This window comes from Dactylosporangium sp. NPDC000521 (assembly GCF_042898305.1).
In the GTDB taxonomy this organism is placed as follows: domain Bacteria; phylum Actinomycetota; class Actinomycetes; order Mycobacteriales; family Micromonosporaceae; genus Dactylosporangium.
On sequence record NZ_JBIAYW010000041.1, the window covers coordinates 22,175 to 42,175 of the forward strand.

17 protein-coding genes are annotated in these 20,001 nt (G+C 70.0%); 9 read left to right on the top strand and 8 right to left on the bottom strand.

Going from position 1 to position 20,001, the window contains the following annotated elements:
• The first annotated feature begins 209 nt into the window (after positions 1-209).
• Positions 210-713, top strand: a complete 504-nt coding sequence (locus ACFY3L_RS52850; protein WP_389342981.1) for a deaminase — start codon at positions 210-212, stop codon at positions 711-713.
• A gap of 123 nt (positions 714-836) precedes the next feature.
• Here the strand turns inward: ACFY3L_RS52850 and ACFY3L_RS52855 are convergent, their stop codons facing one another.
• Positions 837-2,312, bottom strand: coding sequence for an MFS transporter (locus ACFY3L_RS52855; protein WP_389342984.1), 1,476 nt, complete (start codon positions 2,310-2,312; stop codon positions 837-839).
• Between the two features lie 152 nt (positions 2,313-2,464).
• Here ACFY3L_RS52855 and ACFY3L_RS52860 point away from each other — a divergent pair, with 152 nt between their 5' ends.
• Positions 2,465-2,917, top strand: a complete 453-nt coding sequence (locus tag ACFY3L_RS52860; RefSeq protein ID WP_389343060.1) for a GNAT family N-acetyltransferase — start codon at positions 2,465-2,467, stop codon at positions 2,915-2,917.
• A gap of 119 nt (positions 2,918-3,036) precedes the next feature.
• On the opposite strand, the gene ACFY3L_RS52865 is transcribed toward ACFY3L_RS52860, so the two are convergent.
• The 6 genes from ACFY3L_RS52865 to ACFY3L_RS52890 all read right to left on the bottom strand — a co-directional run bounded on the left by ACFY3L_RS52865 (position 3,037) and on the right by ACFY3L_RS52890 (position 10,510).
• A complete protein-coding gene (locus ACFY3L_RS52865; protein ID WP_389342987.1) occupies positions 3,037-4,509 on the bottom strand; it encodes an NAD-dependent succinate-semialdehyde dehydrogenase in 1,473 nt (490 codons plus the stop codon).
• A 52-nt stretch (positions 4,510-4,561) separates the two neighbouring features.
• Positions 4,562-5,323, bottom strand: coding sequence for an IclR family transcriptional regulator (locus ACFY3L_RS52870; RefSeq protein WP_389342990.1), 762 nt, complete (start codon positions 5,321-5,323; stop codon positions 4,562-4,564).
• A 13-nt stretch (positions 5,324-5,336) separates the two neighbouring features.
• Entirely contained in the window at positions 5,337-6,425 is a 1,089-nt protein-coding gene (locus ACFY3L_RS52875) for an ABC transporter ATP-binding protein (RefSeq protein ID WP_389342993.1), read from the bottom strand.
• Entirely contained in the window at positions 6,422-8,089 is a 1,668-nt protein-coding gene (locus ACFY3L_RS52880; RefSeq protein ID WP_389342996.1) for an ABC transporter permease subunit, read from the bottom strand. The genes ACFY3L_RS52875 and ACFY3L_RS52880 overlap by 4 nt, the downstream gene beginning before the upstream one ends.
• 116 nt (positions 8,090-8,205) lie before the next feature.
• A complete protein-coding gene (locus ACFY3L_RS52885; RefSeq protein WP_389342998.1) occupies positions 8,206-9,273 on the bottom strand; it encodes an ABC transporter substrate-binding protein in 1,068 nt (355 codons plus the stop codon).
• Positions 9,274-9,391: 118 nt separating this feature from the next.
• Positions 9,392-10,510 carry a PLP-dependent cysteine synthase family protein gene (locus ACFY3L_RS52890; RefSeq protein ID WP_389343001.1) on the bottom strand — a complete coding sequence of 373 codons (1,119 nt, stop codon included), beginning with the start codon at positions 10,508-10,510 and terminating at the stop codon, positions 9,392-9,394.
• A gap of 134 nt (positions 10,511-10,644) precedes the next feature.
• Between ACFY3L_RS52890 and ACFY3L_RS52895 the strand changes: the two genes are divergently transcribed.
• The 6 genes from ACFY3L_RS52895 (at position 10,645) to ACFY3L_RS52920 (ending at position 18,339) form a co-directional block, all read left to right on the top strand.
• Positions 10,645-11,031: a nuclear transport factor 2 family protein gene (locus tag ACFY3L_RS52895; RefSeq protein WP_389343004.1), complete on the top strand. Its 387-nt coding sequence runs from the start codon at positions 10,645-10,647 to the stop codon at positions 11,029-11,031.
• A gap of 32 nt (positions 11,032-11,063) precedes the next feature.
• Positions 11,064-12,665, top strand: a complete 1,602-nt coding sequence (locus ACFY3L_RS52900) for a phytoene desaturase family protein (RefSeq protein WP_389343007.1) — start codon at positions 11,064-11,066, stop codon at positions 12,663-12,665.
• A 27-nt stretch (positions 12,666-12,692) separates the two neighbouring features.
• The gene (locus tag ACFY3L_RS52905) at positions 12,693-13,091 is read left to right on the top strand and encodes a cupin domain-containing protein (protein ID WP_389343010.1); all 399 of its coding nucleotides are present in this window, start codon (positions 12,693-12,695) and stop codon (positions 13,089-13,091) included.
• Positions 13,088-14,569, top strand: coding sequence for an aldehyde dehydrogenase family protein (locus ACFY3L_RS52910; RefSeq protein WP_389343013.1), 1,482 nt, complete (start codon positions 13,088-13,090; stop codon positions 14,567-14,569). The genes ACFY3L_RS52905 and ACFY3L_RS52910 overlap by 4 nt, the downstream gene beginning before the upstream one ends.
• Positions 14,570-14,645: 76 nt before the next feature.
• The gene (locus ACFY3L_RS52915) at positions 14,646-16,280 is read left to right on the top strand and encodes an amidohydrolase (RefSeq protein ID WP_389343015.1); all 1,635 of its coding nucleotides are present in this window, start codon (positions 14,646-14,648) and stop codon (positions 16,278-16,280) included.
• A 214-nt stretch (positions 16,281-16,494) separates the two neighbouring features.
• Entirely contained in the window at positions 16,495-18,339 is a 1,845-nt protein-coding gene (locus tag ACFY3L_RS52920) for a DUF4118 domain-containing protein (RefSeq protein ID WP_389343018.1), read from the top strand.
• 180 nt (positions 18,340-18,519) lie between these two features.
• Here the strand turns inward: ACFY3L_RS52920 and ACFY3L_RS52925 are convergent, their stop codons facing one another.
• Complete coding sequence (locus ACFY3L_RS52925; RefSeq protein WP_389343021.1) at positions 18,520-18,843, bottom strand: STAS domain-containing protein; 324 nt, start codon at positions 18,841-18,843, stop codon at positions 18,520-18,522.
• A 731-nt stretch (positions 18,844-19,574) separates the two neighbouring features.
• Here ACFY3L_RS52925 and ACFY3L_RS52930 point away from each other — a divergent pair.
• A complete protein-coding gene (locus ACFY3L_RS52930; protein ID WP_354904180.1) occupies positions 19,575-19,877 on the top strand; it encodes a MerR family transcriptional regulator in 303 nt (100 codons plus the stop codon).
• Positions 19,878-20,001 lie beyond the last annotated feature (124 nt).

Consider the following 20,001-nt stretch of genomic DNA (forward strand, 5'->3'; position numbering starts at 1 on the left):
CGCGCTCGCCCGGGTCGACGGAGACCGGTTCGCGGTGCTCGCCGACGGCCGGGTCCGCGCGATCCTGCGCCGGCCCGCCTGAGGCGCCAGTCGCCGGATCCGCGTCGGCGGAATCGGCGGTTCTACCCACGTCGGCCTGTCCGTCCGCGCCACCCGCGAGTGGACGGTCGGCGGTATGTTCCCAGGCCCGGGTGGGCCAGGATGGGTGGGTGACCCCCGAGGAGATCGTCGGTGCCGCGATCGAGGCCGCTGCGGCCGGCCTGAAGGTTGGTGAGCTGCCGATCGGTGCGGTGGTGCTGGCCGGTGACGACGTGGTCGGCTGGGCGTACACCCGTGAACGCGGACACGGCCGCCGCCTGGTGCACGCCGGACTGCTCGCCATGATGGAGGCCGACGAGCGGCTCGGCTGGTCCGAGCATCCGGAGCCGCTGCGGCTGGGCGTCAACCTCGAGCCGTGCGTCATGTGTCTCGGCGCGGCGATGGCGCTCGGCGTGCGCGAGGTGTTTTTCGGGGTGGAGTCGCCCGCCGACGGTGCCGCCGGGGTCGCTGCGAGCTGGCGACCGAGCGCGGGCACGCGATGGCATCAGGCGCCGGCGGTGCACGGCGGTATCCGCCGCGCCGAGAGTCGCGAGCAGTTCCGGCGGTACACCGCGGCGGCGCCCGACTCGCCGCTGCGCGACTGGGCCCGCACGATCGCCGACCTGCCCGACTGAAGGGCACGGACCGGGCGGCGGCGCCAGCCCTCGACGCCGACTTGAGCGGCTTGCCCAGCAGTGTGCCGTTGCTCAGGCCACTCGACGCCAGCAGCATCCGTATGGCTCACGTCAAGCGCCTGATCAACACTCCGGGTCGGTCGCCGCGGACCGCTGAGGCCACTGCTTCACGATGCCGCTGCCTCCGGCGGCGGTGCTTCGCAGGGCTGGGCTGAAGGACAGCAGGCACGCGGTGAGGACGAGGCCGAAGCAGATCAGCAGGCCGTGCCGCAGCCCATCGGTGGTGAGGGTCCGCAGGTCGCCGGTGAGGGCGACCCCGGTCACCAGCGCGATGCGGAAGGTCGCGGACAGCCGCTGCGTCAGCTGCAGGAAGGCGGCCGCGACGCCGTGGTGGGTCGGCGGGGCGAAGCTCAGCGTGATCGCCCGCAGCGGCGGCTCGAACACCGCGGAGGCGCTGCTGATGAGCAGCTCGACCGCGACGATCGCGGCGACGAGGCCGGCCCCGGTGACGGCGGTGCTGACCGTGGCGAGCACAGCCGTGCCGCAGGCCTGGATCACGAGGGCGATCGGCAGGGTGCGGGCGCCGAGCCGGGCGTAGACGCGGGAGCTGACGGAGGATGCGGCGACCCGTGCGAGTGCGCCGGGGATCAGCACGGCGGCGACGATGAGGGGGCTCCAGCCGAGGCCCTGCAGCAGGTACACCGTGAGCACCGTCGAATGGGCCAGCAGACCGCCGAACCACAGCAGTGCGATCAGGTTGCCGGCCACGAAGCCGCGGGACGCCATCAGCTCCGGGACGAACAGTGGCGTGCGCCCGCGGGCGGCGTAGCGGCGCTCCCAGGCGACGGTCGCCGCGGCCAGTGCGACGCACACGCTGACGACGGTCCAGAGCCGGCCGCCGTCGATGCCCGGGTCGATGACGGGCATGGTGACGAGCACGACGAACGCGCCGACCAGGACGATGGCGGGCAGGTCGAGACTGATCCGCCGCGTCGCGGGTGGCCGGCGTGGGACGAACCGGGCGGTGAGCAGGACGACGGCGGCGACGAACGGCAGGTTCAGCGCCAGTACCGCCCGCCAGGCGAGGTGGTCGGGGAGCAGGTCGAGTGCGAGCGCGGCGCCGAGCGGCCCGACCACGGCGGCGGCCGCGCCCGCGGCGCTGTAGGCCGCGAGGGCTCGGACCCGGCTGAGCCCGGTGAACCGGTCCTGGATGATGCCGAGCACCTGGGCGCTGATGAGCCCGGCGCCCAGACCCTGCACGGCGCGGCCGGCGACCGCCCACCAGATGCCGGGCGCGGCCGCGGCGGCGAGCGCACCGGACGCGAACACGACGAGCCCGACGATGAACAGGGTCCGCCGGCCGTGCGCGTCGCCGAGCCGCCCGCCCGGCACCAGGCCGAGCCCGAACGTCAGCGAGTAGATGGACAGGAACCACTGGACGCCGCTGGCCGGTGCGTCCAGGGTGGTGCCGAGCAGCGGCACCGCGTAGGTGACGACCACCGAGTCGAGCAGCGTGGCGAACCCGGCGCCGGCGCAGCAGGCCAGCAAGCCGAGGTCCGCCCGTCCCATCCGCGCCGGCGCGGCAGCCGTGACGGTCACGGGCGCAGCGTAGGCGCTGCCGCATTCTGGCGTCAAAACCGATGGGGGAACTAGTAATTCAGATCGCGTTTCGTCGACATCGGTCAGTGTTCATGGGATGCTGGAGACATGCAGGGTGGTCCACATTGTGGGATGCGAGTCGGACGTTGACCGTGCATGTCGAGAGCGTCGGCTGGGACGACGCCGCCGCGGTGACGTTGCGGGAGGCGATGGCCGCGGAGATGCGCCTGCGCTACCCCGACCGGTTCAACGACCGCAACGGCGTCGACGCGGACACGGTCGTCTACACGGGTGTCGCCTACACCGGCGACCGGCAACCGGTCGGGCACGCGGCGCTGCGCCGGCTCGGCACCGACCTCGAACTCAAGCGCATGTACATCGTCCCGTCGCACCGCGGCACGGGCGTGTCGGTCGCGTTGCTCGCGGCCGTCGAGCAGGCCGCGCTGCGGCTCGGCGGGCGGCGCCTGCTGCTGCAGACCGGCGACCGGCAGCCGGACGCGGTCCGCCTGTACGAGAAGACCGGCTACACCCGCATCCCGATCTTCCCGCCGTACGAGACGCAGACCTACTCGTTCTGCTTCGAGAAGGTCCTCGGCGCCGCGTAGTCGGTTGCGTTGGTTGGCTGCTCGACGAGGGCGTTCGGGACAAGTCGGCTCCAAGACGCGCCCCGCAAGCTGCTTCCTGTCCGGTCCAGCGGGTCCCGGCTCGAGCGTCGGGGTGGGGTTCAACCCTGGTGTCGTGAGGTGGCCGGCAGCGCCACGTAGGTGGTCTCGAGGTACTCCTCGATTCCTTCGAAGCCGCCCTCACGGCCGAATCCCGAGGCCTTCATGCCACCGAACGGTGCGGCCGGGTTCGAGATCAGTCCGGTGTTCACCGCGACCATGCCGTACTCGAGCAGTTCCGCGAGCCGTATCGTGCGGGAAAGGTCACGGGTGAAGACGTAGGCGGCGAGGCCGTATTCGGTAGCGTTGGCGCGGCGTACCGCCTCCTCCTCGGTGGCGAAGACGCTGATGGGGGCCACTGGTCCGAAGATCTCCTGGCGGTTGATCTCCGAGTCGTGCCGAATACCGAGCAGCACGGTGGGGCGGTAGAAGTAGCCCGGCCCCGTAGGGGCGGACCCACCGACCACGAGGCGGGCCCCGTCGCGGACGGCGTCGGTGACGAGCTGGTGGATGGAGTTGACGGCGCGCTCATCGATCAGCGGGCCGACGTCGACATCCGGGTCCTGACCGCGGCCGACGACCAGCCGGCTCATCCGATCGGCCAGCTTCCCGGCGAACTCCTGAGCGATGTCCGTATGGACCAGAAAGCGGTTTGCGGCAGTGCATGCCTCGCCCATGTTGCGCATCTTGGCGATCATCGCGCCGTCGACCGCGGCATCGACGTCGGCGTCCTCGAAGACGAGAAATGGAGCATTGCCGCCGAGTTCCATGCTCAACCGCTGCAACTGGTCGGCCGACTGACGAACGAGCTGCCGTCCGACCAGGGTGGATCCGGTGAAGGACACCTTGCGCAGTCGCGGATCCGCCATCAGCGCCTCGCTCATGGCCGCGGCACGAGACGTCGGCACGACGTTCAGGACACCTGGCGGAAGCCCGGCCTCATCGAGGATGTCCGCCAGAACCAGCATCGTGAGTGGTGTGAGCTCGGCCGGCTTGACCACCATCGTGCAGCCGGCGGCGATCGCCGGCCCGATCTTGCGCGTGCCCATCGCCAGCGGAAAGTTCCACGGCGTGATGAAGAGGCAGGGGCCGATCGGTTTGCGGACGGTGAGCAGGCGGCTGGCGCCATCGGGAGCGTGCATCCACCGGCCGTGGATGCGGACCGCCTCTTCGGAGAACCACCGGAGGAACTCGTTGCCGTAGGCGACCTCACCCCTGGCCTCGGCGATCGTCTTGCCCATCTCCAGGCTCATCAGCTCGGCCAGCTCGTCCGTCCTGCCCCGAATCAGGTCGAACGCCCTGCGTAGGATCTCCGCACGGTCGCGTGGCGCACTCGCCCCCCAGCCTTCCTGGGCGGCGGCGGCGGCGTCGAGTGCCTCGGTCGCATCGTTGACCGAGCCGTCCGCGACCGAGGCGAGGACGGACCCGTCGGCCGGGTCGAGCACCGTGAAGGTGGCCCCTTCTTCCGCCTCGCGCCAACGACCACCGATGAAGAGGCCACGCTGATCGGGTCCAGGCAGCGAACGACCGGGCATGAGCGAGTGAACTCCTTGGATGTCGGGGCCGGCGACGCGATCAGTGGGGCACTCAGCGGCTGTAAGCCGGCGCCGCTCGCCGCAGAGCCGCCTGGACCTTCGCGATGTACTGCTCGTCGGCCCGGGTCATCGGGACGACCACGGCGAGGACGCCGAGGAGGAGGTCGCCCTGGAAGATGGGCGCTGCCACCGACCACGATTCCTCGGTCGACTCACGGCCGCTGTAGCTTATGCCGCGTTCTCGGATGACGACGCATTCGGCCCGCAGATCTGCCAAGGTGCGTACGGCACCGGACTCTGTCTTGAACTCGTCGGTGCCCGGCGGCAGACCGAGGTAGCCGTGCTCGGCGTTGCTGAAGGCGATGAGGGCCTTGCCTGCGGCGCCCAGATAGACCGGCCCACGCTCGCCGGGGTGGCAAACCCTGCGCACGAGCCTGCCGGACTCCGCCGACTCGATGCAGACACGGTCATTGCCGGACCGGACGAAGAACGCCACGGTCTCGTCGAGCTCGTCCCGGAGGCTGGAGGCGGCTTCTCCTGCGAGCCTGCGGATACCCGACCACTGGTCGCCGGCATACAGGAGCGCGGTCAGCTCGGGTCCGGGGACGAATTGACCATCCTTGTCCTGTTCCAGGAAGTGAGCCATCTTGAGGGTCGCCAAGAGTCGCGATGCGGTGCTCAGGCTGACACCGGCCTGGCCGGCGAGCTCGGTGAGTGTCCGGCTCCCGCGAGCGGCAGCGGAGAGCAGGTTGAGCGCACGGATCACCGACCTGACGCCGCGCTGCTCGGTGGGCTCGTCGTCCAGCTCGGTCAATGGTCCTCCTTCATCATTCGGCCGTCGAGCCGAAGATGTTCACATCACGTGTCCGCCAGATCATGCCCACTGTTTCGCCGGTACGGTAGGGATGCTCGCCGTCATCATGCTGCATCTGCACCCGCACGGGTCCGAATGTCTCGGAGTCGAGGGTGTACATCGTGTGCGAGCCGAGGTAGAGACGGTGCGTGACCTTCCCGGTGCAGTGGCTGAACCCAGCAGGTGGGGCAGCCGCGATGTCGGTCAGTGCTATCCGCTCCGGACGCACCGCGGCCGCGGACCCGGCGGCGGGCACGACCCTGCCGTCGTCGACCGGCAGCAGCCCGCCGTTGTCGACGCTCAGCAGCCCCGGGCCCGCGGGACGGACGTCGAACATGTTGTTCGTGCCGAGGAAGTCGGCGACGAAGGCGGACCGGGGGTGCTCGTAGAGCTCCCGCGGCGTCCCCATCTGCTCGATCCGGCCGTGGTTCATCAAGGCGATGCGGTCGGACATCGACATCGCCTCCTCCTGGTCGTGGGTGACGTAGACCATTGTCACCTTCAGCGCCTGCTGGAGCTGCCGGAGCTCGACCTGCAGGCGCTGCCGCAACTTTCGGTCGAGGGCGCCCAGTGGCTCGTCCATGAGCAGGAACGCCGGATCGAACACCACTGCGCGCGCCACCGCGATGCGCTGCTTCTGGCCGCCGGAGAGCTGGTCGGGCCGCCGGTCGGCGGCGGCAGTCATGTCGACGAGCTCGAGTGCCCGGTTGACACGCTCGGTGATGATCTCGCGCGGCTCCTTGCGCATCTCCAGTGGGAAGGCGAGGTTGTCTCGGACCGACATGTGGGGGAAGAGCGCGTAGTCCTGGAACACGACGCCGATGTTGCGCTTGTCGCTCGGCACGTGCGCGATGTCGACGCCGTCGACACGGATGGTCCCCGAGGTCGGCTCGGTGAAGCCGGCGAGCATCATCAGGGTCGTGGTCTTGCCCGATCCTGACGGGCCGAGGACGGTGAAGAACTCACCGGGCTCGATCGTGAGGGTGAGGTCGTCGACGGCGACGTGGTCGGCGTACTCCTTGCGGACGTTGTCGAAATGGATCGCGCCGTGGCGGGCGGTCATGGGTTGCTCCTCGAGGTCCGGGTGAGGCGGCGGAACAGCGCATAGCCGAGCCAGATGACAGCGGCGCACGCCATGACGAAGACGGAGATCACCGCCACGGTCGGGTTGGTCTCCAGCGAGAGCGCCTCGAAGATCCGCTTCGGGAGCGTCTTGACGTGAACGCCGGAGAGGAAGATCGCGACCGTCGATTCGTCGAAGGAGGTCAGGAACGCGAAGAGGGCCGCGGTCACGATGGACGGGGCGATCAGCGGCAGCACGACCCGGCGCAGCTGGACTGCCCGGCTCGCACCCAGACTGGAAGCGGCTCGTTCGTAGACCGGGTTGAGCGAGCGGAGCCCCGCGCTGACCACGCTGAACACGAACGGCAGCGCCAGCGTCACGTGGGCCAAGACGATTCCCAGCTCGGTGTCGACGAGTCCGATCCGTTCGAACTCCACGTAGAAGCCGGCGGCGGCGACCACCGTCGGGAACAGCAGCGGCAGCATCATCAGGGTCGAGGTCAGCGCTGTCCACCCGCGGACCGTTCCCCGGACGACGCTCATCGCGGCGAGCGTCCCGAGCACTCCCGCGATGACGGTCACGAAGAGCCCGATCCGGAGGCTGACCGTGAGCGGATCGAGCCAGCTCTCGGTGAAGAACTCCGAGTACCACTGGGGCGAGTAGCCGACCGGTGGGAAGACCAGGGCCTCGGTGGCGGCGAACGAGATCGGGATGACGATGAACTGCGGCGCCAGGATGAGTGCACCGAGGACGGCGGCCACGACCTTCGGCAGTCCGCGGCTGCGGGTGACGCCGAGGCGGTCGAGCGCGCCGACTGCGCGTCCGGCGAGCCTGAGGGCGCGTCCGCCGCTGCGCATGGCGCGGGGGGAGCGGGTGACCGCGGTGCCGGGCCGCCCGGCGAGATCGGTCGTCGACATCCCTGTCAGCCGCTGGAAGACGAGGACGATGGCCAGGACCAGGACGCCGAGCACGAGGGCGGCGGCCGCGGCGAGGCCGTAGTCGGCGCTCTGCTTGATCGCACTGTGGATCAGTGGGCCGAGCATGCTGCCCTTGGAGCCGCCGAGCAGCGCCGGGATCACGAACGCGCCGATGCCGTACACGAAGCACAGGACCGATCCCGCCTGGATGCCGGGCTTGGTCAACGGCAGATAGATCCGGACGAACGCCTGGGCCGGCCCGGCGCCGAGACTGGTCGCGGCGCGCATCCGTGAGCCGTCGACCGAGCGCATCGTGGCGGCCAGCGGCAGGATCATCAGCGGAAGCAGGTAGTGGGAGAGGCTGACGACGACCGCGATCGGGGTGAAGACCATCTGGAGCGGTTCCAACCCGAAGTGCTCGATCAGCTTGTTGATCGGGCCCTGGCGTCCGAGAATCACCAGCCAGGAGAACGACCGCAGCAGGATCGAGGTCAGGTAGGGCGCCATGACCGCCACCGTCAGGAAGGTGCGCAGCCAGGTGCCGCCGTGCACCATCTGGTATGCGATCGGGTAGCCGAGGAGCAGCGCCACCAACGTCGAGGCCGCGGAGATCAGGATCGTCCGCACGATGTTGTCGACATAGCCGGAGTGCCCGAGGAGCCGGGTGAAGTTCTCGAGGCCGAGGGTCGGTTCCGTGACGCTGCGCAGGCAGAGGATCGCGACGGGCAGCACGAAGACCAGGGTCACGACAGCGACCGCGGGAATCCCGCTGAGGTCCCAGCCGCGCCGCCGGCGGCGCCGGCCTCCGTCCGTGCGGGAGGCCGGCACCGACCGGTCCAATTGTGGGGATGCCGGAGTGGTGGTCACCCGTTCTGCCAGTCCTGCCAGCGCTTGAGCACGTCCGCGCCGTTCTTGGCCCACCAGTTCACGTCGATGCGGAAGGTCTCGTCACTGGTGGTTTCCGCGGTGCCGGGCAGGTCGGCGCGTGTCTTGGCGTCGAGGCCGTCGAGCACCGACTTCAGCGACGGCGTGTAGCCGAGCTTGTCCATGATGCTCTTCTGGACCTCGGGCTTCAGTGAGTACTCGATCGCCTTGAAGGCGTCCTGCTCGTCCGGTGCTCCCTTGGGAATGACGAGCTGTTGAACGGAGAGGACCGCGCCCTGCCAGGTGTAGTCCAGCGGCACCGCGCCGCTCTTGGCGATGCTCTTGATCCGCGCGAGGTTGCCGTAGCCGAGCGTGATCTCGCCTTGTGAGATCGCGTTCTGCAGGTCACCGTTGGAGCGGAAGAAGACGGTGTCCTTGCGGATGGTGTTGAGCTTGGCGAAGGCGCGGTCGAGGTCGAGGGGGTAGAGCTGGTCGGCCTTGACGCCGTCGGCGATCAGCGCGCCCTCGAGGATGCCCCAGGGCAGCCCCACCATGCCGCGCTTGCCCGGGATGCGCTTGGTGTCGAACAGGTCGGCCCAGGAGTGGAGGCCACTGGGCACCTTGTCCTTGTTCCAGAACAGGTTGCGGGAGAAGGTGTACCACGGCACCGAGTACTCGGTGACCGCGCTCGGGTCGGCGAATCCGCTGAGGCTCTTGGTGTCGATCGGCTGCAGCACGCCGGCGGCCATGAACTGGGCCAGCGAGGAGTCCTCGGCGTCGATGAGGTCGAGCGTCATCGAGTTGGACTTGGACATCTGCACGAGCTTGGCAACGTCGGAGCCACTGCTGTCGTAGAGGACCTTGACGCCGGTGTCCTTCGAGTACGGGTCGAACAGCGCTGTCTTGACGGCCTCCTGATACGTGCCGCCGAAGCCGGCGTACGTGATCGACCCCTTCTCGTCTCCGCCGCCTGAGCAGGCCGTGAGGCTGCCCAGGGCCACGACGGCCGCGGCCAGCACGGCACAGGCGCGACGCCGGCCCCAGGTCACGCTGAGACTTGTGCGCATGAGTCTTCCTTCTTGGTCGGGGCGGCCTGTCGGCTGCGTGCTCCACTTCGAGTCGCGCTTCCACGGCATGAAAGTGTGACTTCCATTTCAGAGATGCTGTGGCCCGGGCGGCGACCTGTCAAGAGCCGTCGCCGGGCTTTCCCGCGATCACGCCGGCAAGTGATCCCGACCGCTCGTACTCGTCCAGCACCGCGAGGTACGGGGTCACGTCGATGCCCTGGTCCGCACGCCAGGACGCGTCGTAGTACGTCGAGGCATAGCGTTCGCCGCCGTCGCAGATCAGGCCCACCGCGCTGCCCCGCTCGCCCGCCCGCTCGAGCCCGGCGATGAGCTGGAGGGTCGCCCACATGCTCGTCCCCGTCGAGGGCCCGACCCGGCGGCCCAGGCGGCGGGAGGTCCACAGCATCGTCGCGACCGACGCCGCGTCCGGCACGCGCACCATCTCGTCGATCACATCGGGCATGAACGACGGCTCGACCCGTGGGCGGCCGATCCCCTCGATCCGGGAGCCTCGGGCCGAGCGCAGGTCGCGATCGCCGCTGCGCCAGGCGTCGAAGAAGACCGAGTGCTCGGGATCTGCCACGAGCAGCCGGGTCGGGTGGCGCCGGTAGCGAAGGTAGCGCCCGATGGTCGCCGCCGTTCCGCCGGTGCCGGCGCTGGCGACGATCCAGGCCGGCACCGGGTGTGCCTCGCCGGACATCTGCTCGAAGATCGACTCGGCGATGTTGTTGTTGCCGCGCCAGTCGGTGGCCCGCTCGGCGTAGGTGAACTGGTCGAGGTAGTGGCCACCGAGTTCGGCGGCGAGGCGTCGCGCCTCGTCGTACACCTGCCCTGCATGATCCACCATCTGGCAGCGCCCGCCGTGCCACTCGATCAGTTCGAGCTTGGCCGGGCTGGTCGAGGCCGGGACGACGGCGATGAACGGCAGGTCCAGCAGGCGGGCGAAGTACGCCTCGGACACCGCGGTCGAGCCGCTGGACGCCTCGACCACCGTCGTGGTCGGGCCGATCCAGCCGTTGCACAGCGCGTACAGGAACAGCGAGCGGGCGAGCCGGTGCTTGAGGCTCCCGGTGGGGTGCGAGGACTCGTCCTTCAGGTACAGGTCGATGCCGTGCCGGCCGGGCAGGTCGAAGGGCAGCAGGTGGGTGTCGGAACTGCGGTTGGCGTCCGCCTCGACTCGGCGGATCGCCTCGTTCACCCAGGTCCGGTCGGCACAGGTCGGCTCGCGCATCGTCATTCGGGTCTCCTTCGGGATCTTCTTCCGACCGCTCTCGCGAATGCCGTGGTGGCGCTTGACCGCGTTCGGATCCGAGGGCATCCTATGGTACGGAAGTTGGACTTCCACTGTATGGAAGTATTTGAAGGAGTCCAGTGATCAACCAACCCATGAGCCCGGCCGATGCGCGCGCGATCGAGGACGTCCTCAACCGGGTCGCCTACCTCCTCGACGCCCATGAGTACGACCGGCTTGGAGAGGTCTTCGCGGCCGACATCTCCTTCGACAACCCGGGGCGTCTCACGGCCGACGGGCTTGATGAGGTGATCACGGCCTTCAAGGCGATCGCGACGCCCGCGGTCAGCCACCACATCACGAACGTGGTGGTGAACGGCGTCGACGACGACACCGCCGAATGCGAGAGCAAGGCGCTCGCCCTGCGGGCCGGCGGGCAGGTCACCGCCGCGATCTACCGCGACACCGTGACCCGCACCGGTGCGGGATGGCGCGTCTCGGCCCGGCGGATCCGTCCGCTGGGCTGACCATGCAACAGCGACGGAACGAGAGGAAGCGGATGGAGCAGGCGTACGACGTGATCGTCGTCGGGACCGGACACAGCGGTCTGGTGGCCACCGGGTACCTGGCTCGGGCCGGGTTGAAAGTGCTTGCCCTGGAGCGGCGCGACATCGTCGGTGGCACCTGCGTCACCGAAGAGATCTTCCCGGGCTACCGCGGCAGCAGCGTGGCCAATGCCAGCCACAGCCTCGATCCGCGCATCGTCGCCGAGCTGGAGCTGGAGAAGCACGGACTCCGCTTCGCCCACCCGCCGCTGGGATCCCTGACCCTCTTCACGGACGGCCGGGCCCTGCCGGCCTGGCCGGACCGGGCCAAGCGCCGGGCGGTCATGCGGCAGTTCGCGCACGGAGACGCGGACCTCGACGGCTACGCGTCGGTCATCGAGCTGTACGCCTCGGTCGCCCGGCGGATGAACGTCTCCTTCTACGACCCGCCGCCGTCGTTCGCCGAGGTGGCCGCCCGCTTCACCACCCCGCGCCAGCGCCACGACTTCGAGTCGATCATGTTCGGTTCGGTCGCCGACATCCTCGAGGAGCGGCTCTCGTCACCGCAGCTGCAGGCGTTCTTCGCCGGCACCGCGGTCGCGACCAACTTCGTCGGCCCGCGCACCCCCGGCAGCGGCTACCTGCTGCTGCAGCGGCCGCTGTGGGAAGAGTCGCTGCGCGGTGCCGGCAGCCACGACGACAACGAGCTGATGATGCGCAACGCCGCACCGCTCGGCGGCATCGGCGCCGTGACCGGCGCGATGGCAGCGTCCGCCCGCGCCCACGGAGCCACGATCCTCACCGGCGCGGAGGTCGAGCGCATCCTCTGCAAGGACCAGCGGGTCCTCGGTGTCGTCCTCAGCGACGGGCGCGAGTTCCGCGCGCCGCGGGTCGTCTCCAACGCGAACCCGAAGCTGACGCTGACCAGGCTGGTCGGACCCGAGGACATCGGGGAGGACCTGTACGACGTCGCACAGGCTGTCAGCATGAAGGGCACCTCCGCCAAGGTCCATCTCGCGCTCGAGGGCACCCCACGGTTCGCCGCCGCCCAGGACGAGGAGGAGAACCGCCTCTTCCTCGGCACCAACTTCCGGATCGCGGCCAGCATCGACGTGCTGCAGAACGCCTACAACGAGGCGGTGCTCGGCCGCTGGACCAGGCGGCCCACCGTCACCGCGATGATCGACTCGGCGCACGACCCCTCGCTGACCCCGCCAGGCTGCCACTTCGTGAGCCTCAGTGTCCGGGGAGTTCCGTATCACCTGGCCGAGGGCACCTGGGACGAGCAGCGCGACGACCTGGGCAAGGCCGTGGTCAGCACGCTGGAGGAGCACATCCCGAACCTGTCCGAGATCCTGGCCGGCGTCCACGTCTACTCGCCGCTGGACCTCGAGCGCGAATTCGCCCTGGTCGAGGGCAACGGCGCTCACGGCGACATCGTGCCCGGACGCATCTTCGACTCGCGGCCGATCCCCGGCTGCGCCGACTACCGGACCCCGGTCGAGGGGCTCTACCTGACCGGCGTCGGCAACTGGCCGGGCAACTTCATGAGCGGCGTCACCGGTTACAACGCGAGCAACCGCGTGCTGGCCGACGTCCGCCGTAGCACCGACTGACCCGACCACACGAACCAGAGGAGCACGATGATCATCGGACGAGGTATTCCGGCGGACCGGGTCTCGGCCATGCGACCGGCGACCACGACCGGACAGGTCTGGTCGGACATCGTCCTGGCCGACGGCGGGACCCGCGCCCTCAACATGTTCTTCGCGCCCGGGTCGCGCACGCACTGGCACCGGCACCCGGGCGGCCAGATGCTCTACACCGTCTCGGGCGAGGGCTGGATCCAGGAGCGCGGCGGCGAGGTGGTGGTGATGCGCCCGGGCGACGTCGTCTGGACCGAGCCCGGGGTTGAGCACTGGCACGGCGCCACCGCCGCGGCCCAGCTGATCCAGCTGGTGCTCCACTTCGGCGACGTCGAGTGGACCGGTGAGGTCGCCGAGGCCGAATACGCCGCCTGCGGCGCCGAGGGCGCTCGATGAGCAGCCGGACGACCGATCTGGTCGCACAGCTCGTGGGGGACAGCCCGGGCTCGTGGATCGGCGGCACCTGGGTGGTCGACTCCCCGGACACGTTCGAGGTCCGCGACCCGGCCACCGGGGCAACGATCTGCGCGGTCGGCGACGCCGACGCGGACCTGGCGGCCGCGGCGGTCGCTTCGGCGGCGGCCGCCCTCGACGGGTGGTCGTCGGCCACCGGCTGGCAGCGCTTCGAGGTCCTCAGCCGAGCGACCGACCTACTGGGGGAGCGGGTCGAGGCGCTCGGTGAGCTCATCAGCGCGGAGACCGGCAAGCCGCTGGCCGAGGCGACCGGCGAGGCCCGCAACACGGTCCGCTTCTTCGAGTGGTTCAGCCACGAGACGCTGCGGCTGCCCGGCGAGGCATGGCCCGGCGTCGCGCCCGGACGCGACGCCCTGGTGCTGCACGAGCCGATCGGGGTTGTCGTGGCGATCACGCCGTGGAACTTCCCCGCGTTCATGGTGGCCTGCAAGGTCGGCGCCGCACTCGCAGCCGGCTGCACGGTCGTGCTGAAGCCGGCCCCGCAGACGCCGCTCACCGCGCTGGCCATCGCACGCTGCTTCGCCGACGCCGGACTCCCACCCGGTGTCCTCAACGTCGTCGTCGCCGGCGATCCACAGCGGGTCAGCGACGCCTTGCTCGACGCCCCCGAGGTCGGGTGCATCAGCGTCACCGGGTCGCGCAAGGTGGGCGAGCTCGTCATGCGCAAGGCCGCGTCGTCGATCAAACGGGTCCTTCTCGAATTGGGCGGCAACGCGGCCGCGGTGGTACTCCCCGACGCGGACGTCGCCCAGACCGCCCGTGACCTGGTCCGGGCCCGGTTCCTCAACGCCGGGCAGGCATGCATGGCGGCCAACCGCGTCTACGTCGTCGAGTCGAAAGCCGGCGACCTGGTCGCCGAGCTCGCCGCGGCGGTCGACCAGATCGTCCTCGGCGACCCGCTCGACCCGGCGACCACGATGGGCCCGCTCATCGACCACGCGGCCGTGCAACGGATCGAGGCGCAGCTGGCCCAGGCCGTGGCGGGCGGCGCGACCGTCGTCGCGGGCGGTGCCAGAACCGCCGAGAACGCAGCCAGCGCGTTCCTGGCGCCGACGCTGCTGATGGCCGAAGGGCAGAGCCAGCCCGCCGTGCTCGGCGAGGAGTTCTTCGGCCCGGTGCTCAGCGTCATCCGCTGCGCCGACGTCGACGAGGCGGTCCGGTTGGCCAACGCGACCGAGTACGGCCTTGCGGCGTACGTGTTCGGCGGTGACCAGGCCGCCGCGACCGCGGTTGCCCGCAAGCTCAAGGCCGGCTCGGTCGGCGTCAACACCCCCTTGATCAGCGAGCCGGCCCTGCCGTTCGGCGGCATGCGCAGCAGTGGCCTCGGACGGGAGCGGGGGCGGCTCGGCGTCGAGGAGTACCTGGAAACCAAGACCGTGCAGATGCCTGCCGTCCGCTGAATCGCTTCCCGACCCGCCACTGTCGGCCTCACCCGCGACGGCGGCTTCACAACCATGCCCAGAAAGAGGTAGAGCAGTGCCAACAGAGACGGTGTGCTTCGTCGGTGGCCGGGTCCGCACCATGGACCTGGCCGGAACCGTCGCGGAGGCGTTTCGCGTCGAGGACGGCCGGGTCGCGGCGGTCGGGACGACGGAGGAGATTCTCGCGGGCGCGGGAGACGCACGGGTCGTCGACCTGGCCGGCGCGGCGGTGATCCCCGGGCTGATCGACTGCCACTCCCACCTGGAGCTGCTCGCCTATTCCTGGGAGCTCGCCGTCGACTGCCGCTCGTCGCGGGTGTCGAGCATCGAGGAGATCGTCTCCGTGCTCGCGGAGCGCGCCGCCGCCACGAACGCCGGGGAGTGGATCCTCGGTCAGGGGGAGCACTACCAGAACCTCAAGCTCGCCGAGGGGCGCTATCCCGATCGGCACGACCTGGACCGGGTCAGCACCACCCACCCGGTGATGTACCGGGCGAGCTACCACATCAACGTCTTCAACTCGCTGGGCCTGGAGCTGCTGGGGGTCGACGACGACACTCCGAACGCACCCGGCGGCCGCATCGAGCGCGACCCGACCACCGGCGTCGCCACCGGCCGCACCTACGACATGTTCGAGCCGCTCGGCGGCCCGCAGCCGTCGGTCCCGGAGCTCGCGGCGGCGATCAAGCGAGTGCAGGACCGGTACCTCGCCGTCGGGGTGACCGCGATCGGCGACATCCCGTTGCACCGCACGGGGCTGGAAGCGATCGCCGCGGTTGCCGCCGACGGTGACCTGGTGCTGCGCGCCGCGCTGTACCCGAAGCTGGAGGCTGTGGTGTCGGCCGAGGACGTGCGCACCGGCCGTACCAAGGACCGGATCGACGCCCTCGACCCGGACCATCTCGCGATGGTCGGTTTCAAGGTCTTCCTCGACGGCGGGCTCACCGCAGGGGCGGCGGCCCTCCACGAGGACTACCCCGGCCAGCCCGGCTACCGCGGCGAGCTCGCGTTCACCGACGGGGAGGTCGCCGCCCTGGTCGCCGCCGCCGATGCCGCCGCGCTGCAGATCGCCATGCACGCGATCGGCGACCGTGCCCTGGACCAGGCGCTCGACGGTGCGTTGGCACTGCCGGCCGAGCGCCACGGCGTCGCCCGGCACCGCATCGAGCACGCGGGCAACATGTTCATGACCAACCAACGGATCAAGCGGCTGGCGGCCTCCGGAGTCGTGCCCGTTCCGCAGCCGGCCTTCATCCTGACCACCGCGGCCGGATACGTCGCGCACCTGGGCACCGACCGGATCGGCACCGTGATGCCGTTCCGCACGCTGATCGACCACGGCTTGCCGATTCCGGGCAACTCCGACGCGATCGGCATCACCGAGGACCAGCACCACCCGTTCCCGGCGATGCAGGCCGCGGTCACCCGGCGTACCAACGACGGCGACGTGCTGGATGCCCAGGAGGCGGTCACGGTCGAGGAGGCGCTGCGGATGTACACCGAGTGGTCGGCGTTCGCGATCGGCTGGGAGGATCGGGTCGGCTCGCTCGAGGTGGGCAAGTTCGCCGACTTCGTCGTCCTGGCCGCGGACCCACTGGAGACCGAGCCGGCGGATCTGGCCGCCTTGGCCGTCGTACAGACCTGGATCGGCGCGACGCTGGTCTTCGACAGTGGTCGGGAACGCGGCTGATCACCGAGCGGAGAGCGGTGACTCCAGCGAGGATCGAGCGCCCGCAGAGAGGCTGTGCGGGCGCTCGCCGTCGGCTACCCGGCCTTGGCTGCGTCCGGGCTACCATTGGGCCGGAGACGTGGGGTTCCGTCCGGTTTCCGCCGCGCGGCTCGTTGCCGCGATCACGCGCCGGACGCGACCGGTGCGTGTCGTCGCAAGGTGGAGGGTGTCCCTGATGCGGGCACGCCTGATGGCGTTGTTGCTCCGTCCGGAGCCGCCGCCGCTCGCGGTCGGGCTGATCGCTTCCGTGGTGCTCATCGCGGCGGAGACCGCCCTGCTGTTCCCGCTCAAGGCGGGCGCCGCGGAAGGCGCCAGAAGCGTGGTCTACCTCTGCGGCGTCCTGGTCATCTCGACCGTGTGGGGTGCCGTGCTCGGCGTGGTGACCTCGGTGGTCAGCGCTCTGGCCTTCAACTACTTCCACGCTAAGCCCTCCTGGGGGTTCCACCTCAACGCCCGCGGGGATCTGCAGAGCGTCGTGATCTTCATCGGAGCCGGGCTGCTGACCAGCTTCCTTGCCCAGCTGGCCCGGTCCCGCAACGCCGAGGCCGTGCAGCGACGCCAGGAGGCCGACCTCGCCGCCGAGCTGGCCCGCCGGCTGTTGCGCGCCGGCGACCTGCGCTCGGTCCTCGGCCCGGCGTCGCAGCGGATCGCGGCGGTGTTCGGCCTGCGGTCCGCGGCCATCGAGCTCGGTGCGGTCGGCGGAGGCGAGCGGCTGGTCGCGCTGCCGCTGTATGACCACGCGACGCGCCTGGCCACCCTGCTGGTCCCGGCGGACCTCCCCGGACCGACGCTGGAACGCCTGCGACGGCGGGTGGTGCCGTCGCTGGAGTCGCTCCTGGTTGCCGGATGCGAACGCGAGGCGATCACCAGCTCGCTGCGGGCAAGCCAGGAAGAGTCCGCCCGGCTGGTCGAGGAACAGGCCGCGATGCGGCGGGTGGCGGTCCTGGTCGCGCAGGGAGCCGCCCCGGCCGAAGTCTTCGACGCGGTGACGGCGGAGCTGCGCCGGATCTGCGGCCCCCAGAACACCGGGCTCGTCCGCTTCGAGCCGAGCGGCATGGGCACCCTCGTCTCGGGCCGCAACGAGCCCGGCATCGCCCAGATGCCGGCCGGTACGGTCCTGTCGCTCGAAGGTGACTGCGTATCCGGGATCGTCAAGCGCACCGGCCACCCGGCCCGAGTGAGCTATGCACACGCGGCCGGCCCCACCGCCGCGAGGCTGCGGCAGCTCGGCATTCGCTCGGGGGTCGCCGTGCCGGTCGTGGTCGAGGGCCGTCTCTGGGGCGCAGCCATCGCCTCGACCACGTCACCCACGCCGATATCGGCTGCCGCCGAGGCACGCCTGATCGACTTCACAAAGCTGGTCGCGACCGCGGTCGCCAACGCCGAAAGCCGCACGCAGCTCGCCGCCTCCCGCGCCCGCATCGTCGCCGCCGCGGACGACACTCGCCGCCGGATCGAGCGCGACCTGCACGACGGCGCACAGCAACGTCTCATCTCGCTCGGTCTCCACCTGCGCTCCATGGAAGCCACGTTGCCGCCAGGCTTGGACACGGTCCGGAAGGAACTGGCGCTCACCGCGAACGGCCTGACCGACGTCTGCGACGACCTACGGGAGATCTCCCGGGGCATCCATCCGGCGATCCTGTCCAGGGGTGGGCTGGGCCCGGCGCTCAAGACGCTCGCCCGCCGCAGTGCGGTTCCGGTCGAGCTCATGCTGGACATCGACCGCCGGCTCCCCGACCGAGCCGAGATCACCGCGTACTTCATCGTGTCCGAAGCACTCACGAACGCCGCCAGGCACGCCCGGGCGACCGTCGTCCACGTCAACGCCGAGGCCGGCGAATCGACCCTTCAACTCTCGATCCGAGACGACGGCATCGGGGGCGCCACCACGGGCCAGGGTTCGGGACTGATCGGCCTGCAGGACCGCATCGAGACCCTCGGCGGCCAGATGGAGATCGTCAGCCCGGCCGGTCGTGGCACGGTACTGCGGTTCTGCATTCCTCTCGACACCAGCTGACCGGCACCCCCGCCATGGCCGGCGTTGCCGTGTCAGCCGGCCGCGGGTTCGTCTCGACCCGCCCTTCGACGACCGCGTCAAGACCGATCACCTCGCACGACTCATGCACGCGCAGGAGCCCACCGATGAGCGCGCAGGTGACCATGGCGGCTCCTCGAACCCCGCCTCATCGCGGCGTTGTCATGCCGGTGGTTCCGGCAGGCCGAAGAGGTCGGCGAGGCCGCTGACCTGGATCCGTTGGTGCATCGCAGGGGTCAGCGCTTCGAGGTCCAGGCTGCAGCCGGCGTCGTCGCACCAGCGTTTGGCGGCCACGATCGCGCTGAGACCTGACGAGTCCATGAACGTGATCAGTGCGAGGTCCACTGTCAGCACGGTCGGCTCCAGCTGCAGTGCTGCACGGACCGTCGTGCGGAACTGATCAGCGGTCTGCTGTTCCAGCTCGCCACTGAGGACGATCGTGACCTTGCCGGCCGACGGCATGCCGATCTCGGTCAGGAGCGGCATCGTTCACCTCGATCCTTTGTCGGTGCTCGGGCTCGAAGATACCGACCCATTTGTCACCCGCAACTCGATGCGACAGAGATGGATGCGACTGCGCGGCCGAGGATTCCCGAGCCGGGGGCGGTGGTTCCGGGGGCGGCGGGCGTGACGGGTCAGAGATGGGCGGGCAGGTGACGCCGCCCCCGAGGCGCTGGCGACCCGCCGAGAAAATCTATGGTGGAGAAGCTAGACATGCTCGCTGCTGTCGGCTAACGTTTTTCAGGTCGAGAGCAGAGAACACAAAGACGCTGACGAAGCGCCCCACCCGTTGGGCGCAGGAGCTGAGCCGGCAGCAACACCGCAGGTTCGCTCGGCACGGAAGGACGATGGGTGAGCCAGAGAAGGTGTTGGTGGCATCGCCCGTAGCACGGTTTCATCCGCAGGTGAGGGTCATGAAGTTGCGTGGACCCACAGCACCCGCGGAGTTCGGCACGCGGTAAGAAAAGTAGAGGAAAGGGAGGGCCGTACACCGTTGGATCGCCCGCACCGGCAGCAGTTCCGCCGGGGTGGACACCGCAGTCTCCATCGAACGAGAGGTGGTCTTCGGTCACGCATATGCGATCCTCGCACCCGACGCTGTCTGTGGCGTCCGGTGCGGACACGACAAGCCGGCGAACGTGCCGGTAGATGGTGTTTGACCCATAAACCCTTGGGCCCCGGCGCAGTAGCGCCGGGGCCCTCGACCTGGAGGATCTATGGCCCAACCCGATGACATGTTCGGTGACGAGGACTACCCGGCCTACACCATGGGCCGTGCCGCGGAAATCGTCGGTACCTCGCAGGGCTTCCTGCGCCGCCTCGACGAGCTGAAACTCATCACCCCGCACCGCTCCGGCGGCGGACACCGCCGCTACTCCCGCTATCAGCTCCGCCTCGCCGCCCGCGCGCGGGACATGGTCGATGGGGGCACCGCCGTCGAGGCCGCCTGCCGGATCATCATCCTCGAGGACCAGCTCGAGGAAGCGCTGCGCATCAACGCGGCCCGCGACACCACCTGACTGGCCAGCCCCGCCCAGGCCGGTACGGACGCCGTGCCGGCATTCACGGTCGCCCAGCCGTTCAGCGTGCCGGCTGCGATGCCCCGGCCACCCGTGGTCCGGGCGTCACCGAGCCGGCCCCCGG

Coding starts and splice junctions, on each gene's coding strand:
- ACFY3L_RS52865 (WP_389342987.1), bottom strand. CDS start 4,509: ATGCCCGGTCGTTCGCTGCCTGGACCCGATCAGCGTGGCCTCTTCATC.
- ACFY3L_RS52875 (WP_389342993.1), bottom strand. CDS start 6,425: ATGACCGCCCGCCACGGCGCGATCCATTTCGACAACGTCCGCAAGGAG.
- ACFY3L_RS52885 (WP_389342998.1), bottom strand. CDS start 9,273: ATGCGCACAAGTCTCAGCGTGACCTGGGGCCGGCGTCGCGCCTGTGCC.
- ACFY3L_RS52890 (WP_389343001.1), bottom strand. CDS start 10,510: ATGACGATGCGCGAGCCGACCTGTGCCGACCGGACCTGGGTGAACGAG.
- ACFY3L_RS52900 (WP_389343007.1), top strand. CDS start 11,064: ATGGAGCAGGCGTACGACGTGATCGTCGTCGGGACCGGACACAGCGGT.
- ACFY3L_RS52905 (WP_389343010.1), top strand. CDS start 12,693: ATGATCATCGGACGAGGTATTCCGGCGGACCGGGTCTCGGCCATGCGA.
- ACFY3L_RS52910 (WP_389343013.1), top strand. CDS start 13,088: ATGAGCAGCCGGACGACCGATCTGGTCGCACAGCTCGTGGGGGACAGC.
- ACFY3L_RS52920 (WP_389343018.1), top strand. CDS start 16,495: ATGCGGGCACGCCTGATGGCGTTGTTGCTCCGTCCGGAGCCGCCGCCG.
- ACFY3L_RS52925 (WP_389343021.1), bottom strand. CDS start 18,843: ATGCCGCTCCTGACCGAGATCGGCATGCCGTCGGCCGGCAAGGTCACG.
- ACFY3L_RS52930 (WP_354904180.1), top strand. CDS start 19,575: ATGGCCCAACCCGATGACATGTTCGGTGACGAGGACTACCCGGCCTAC.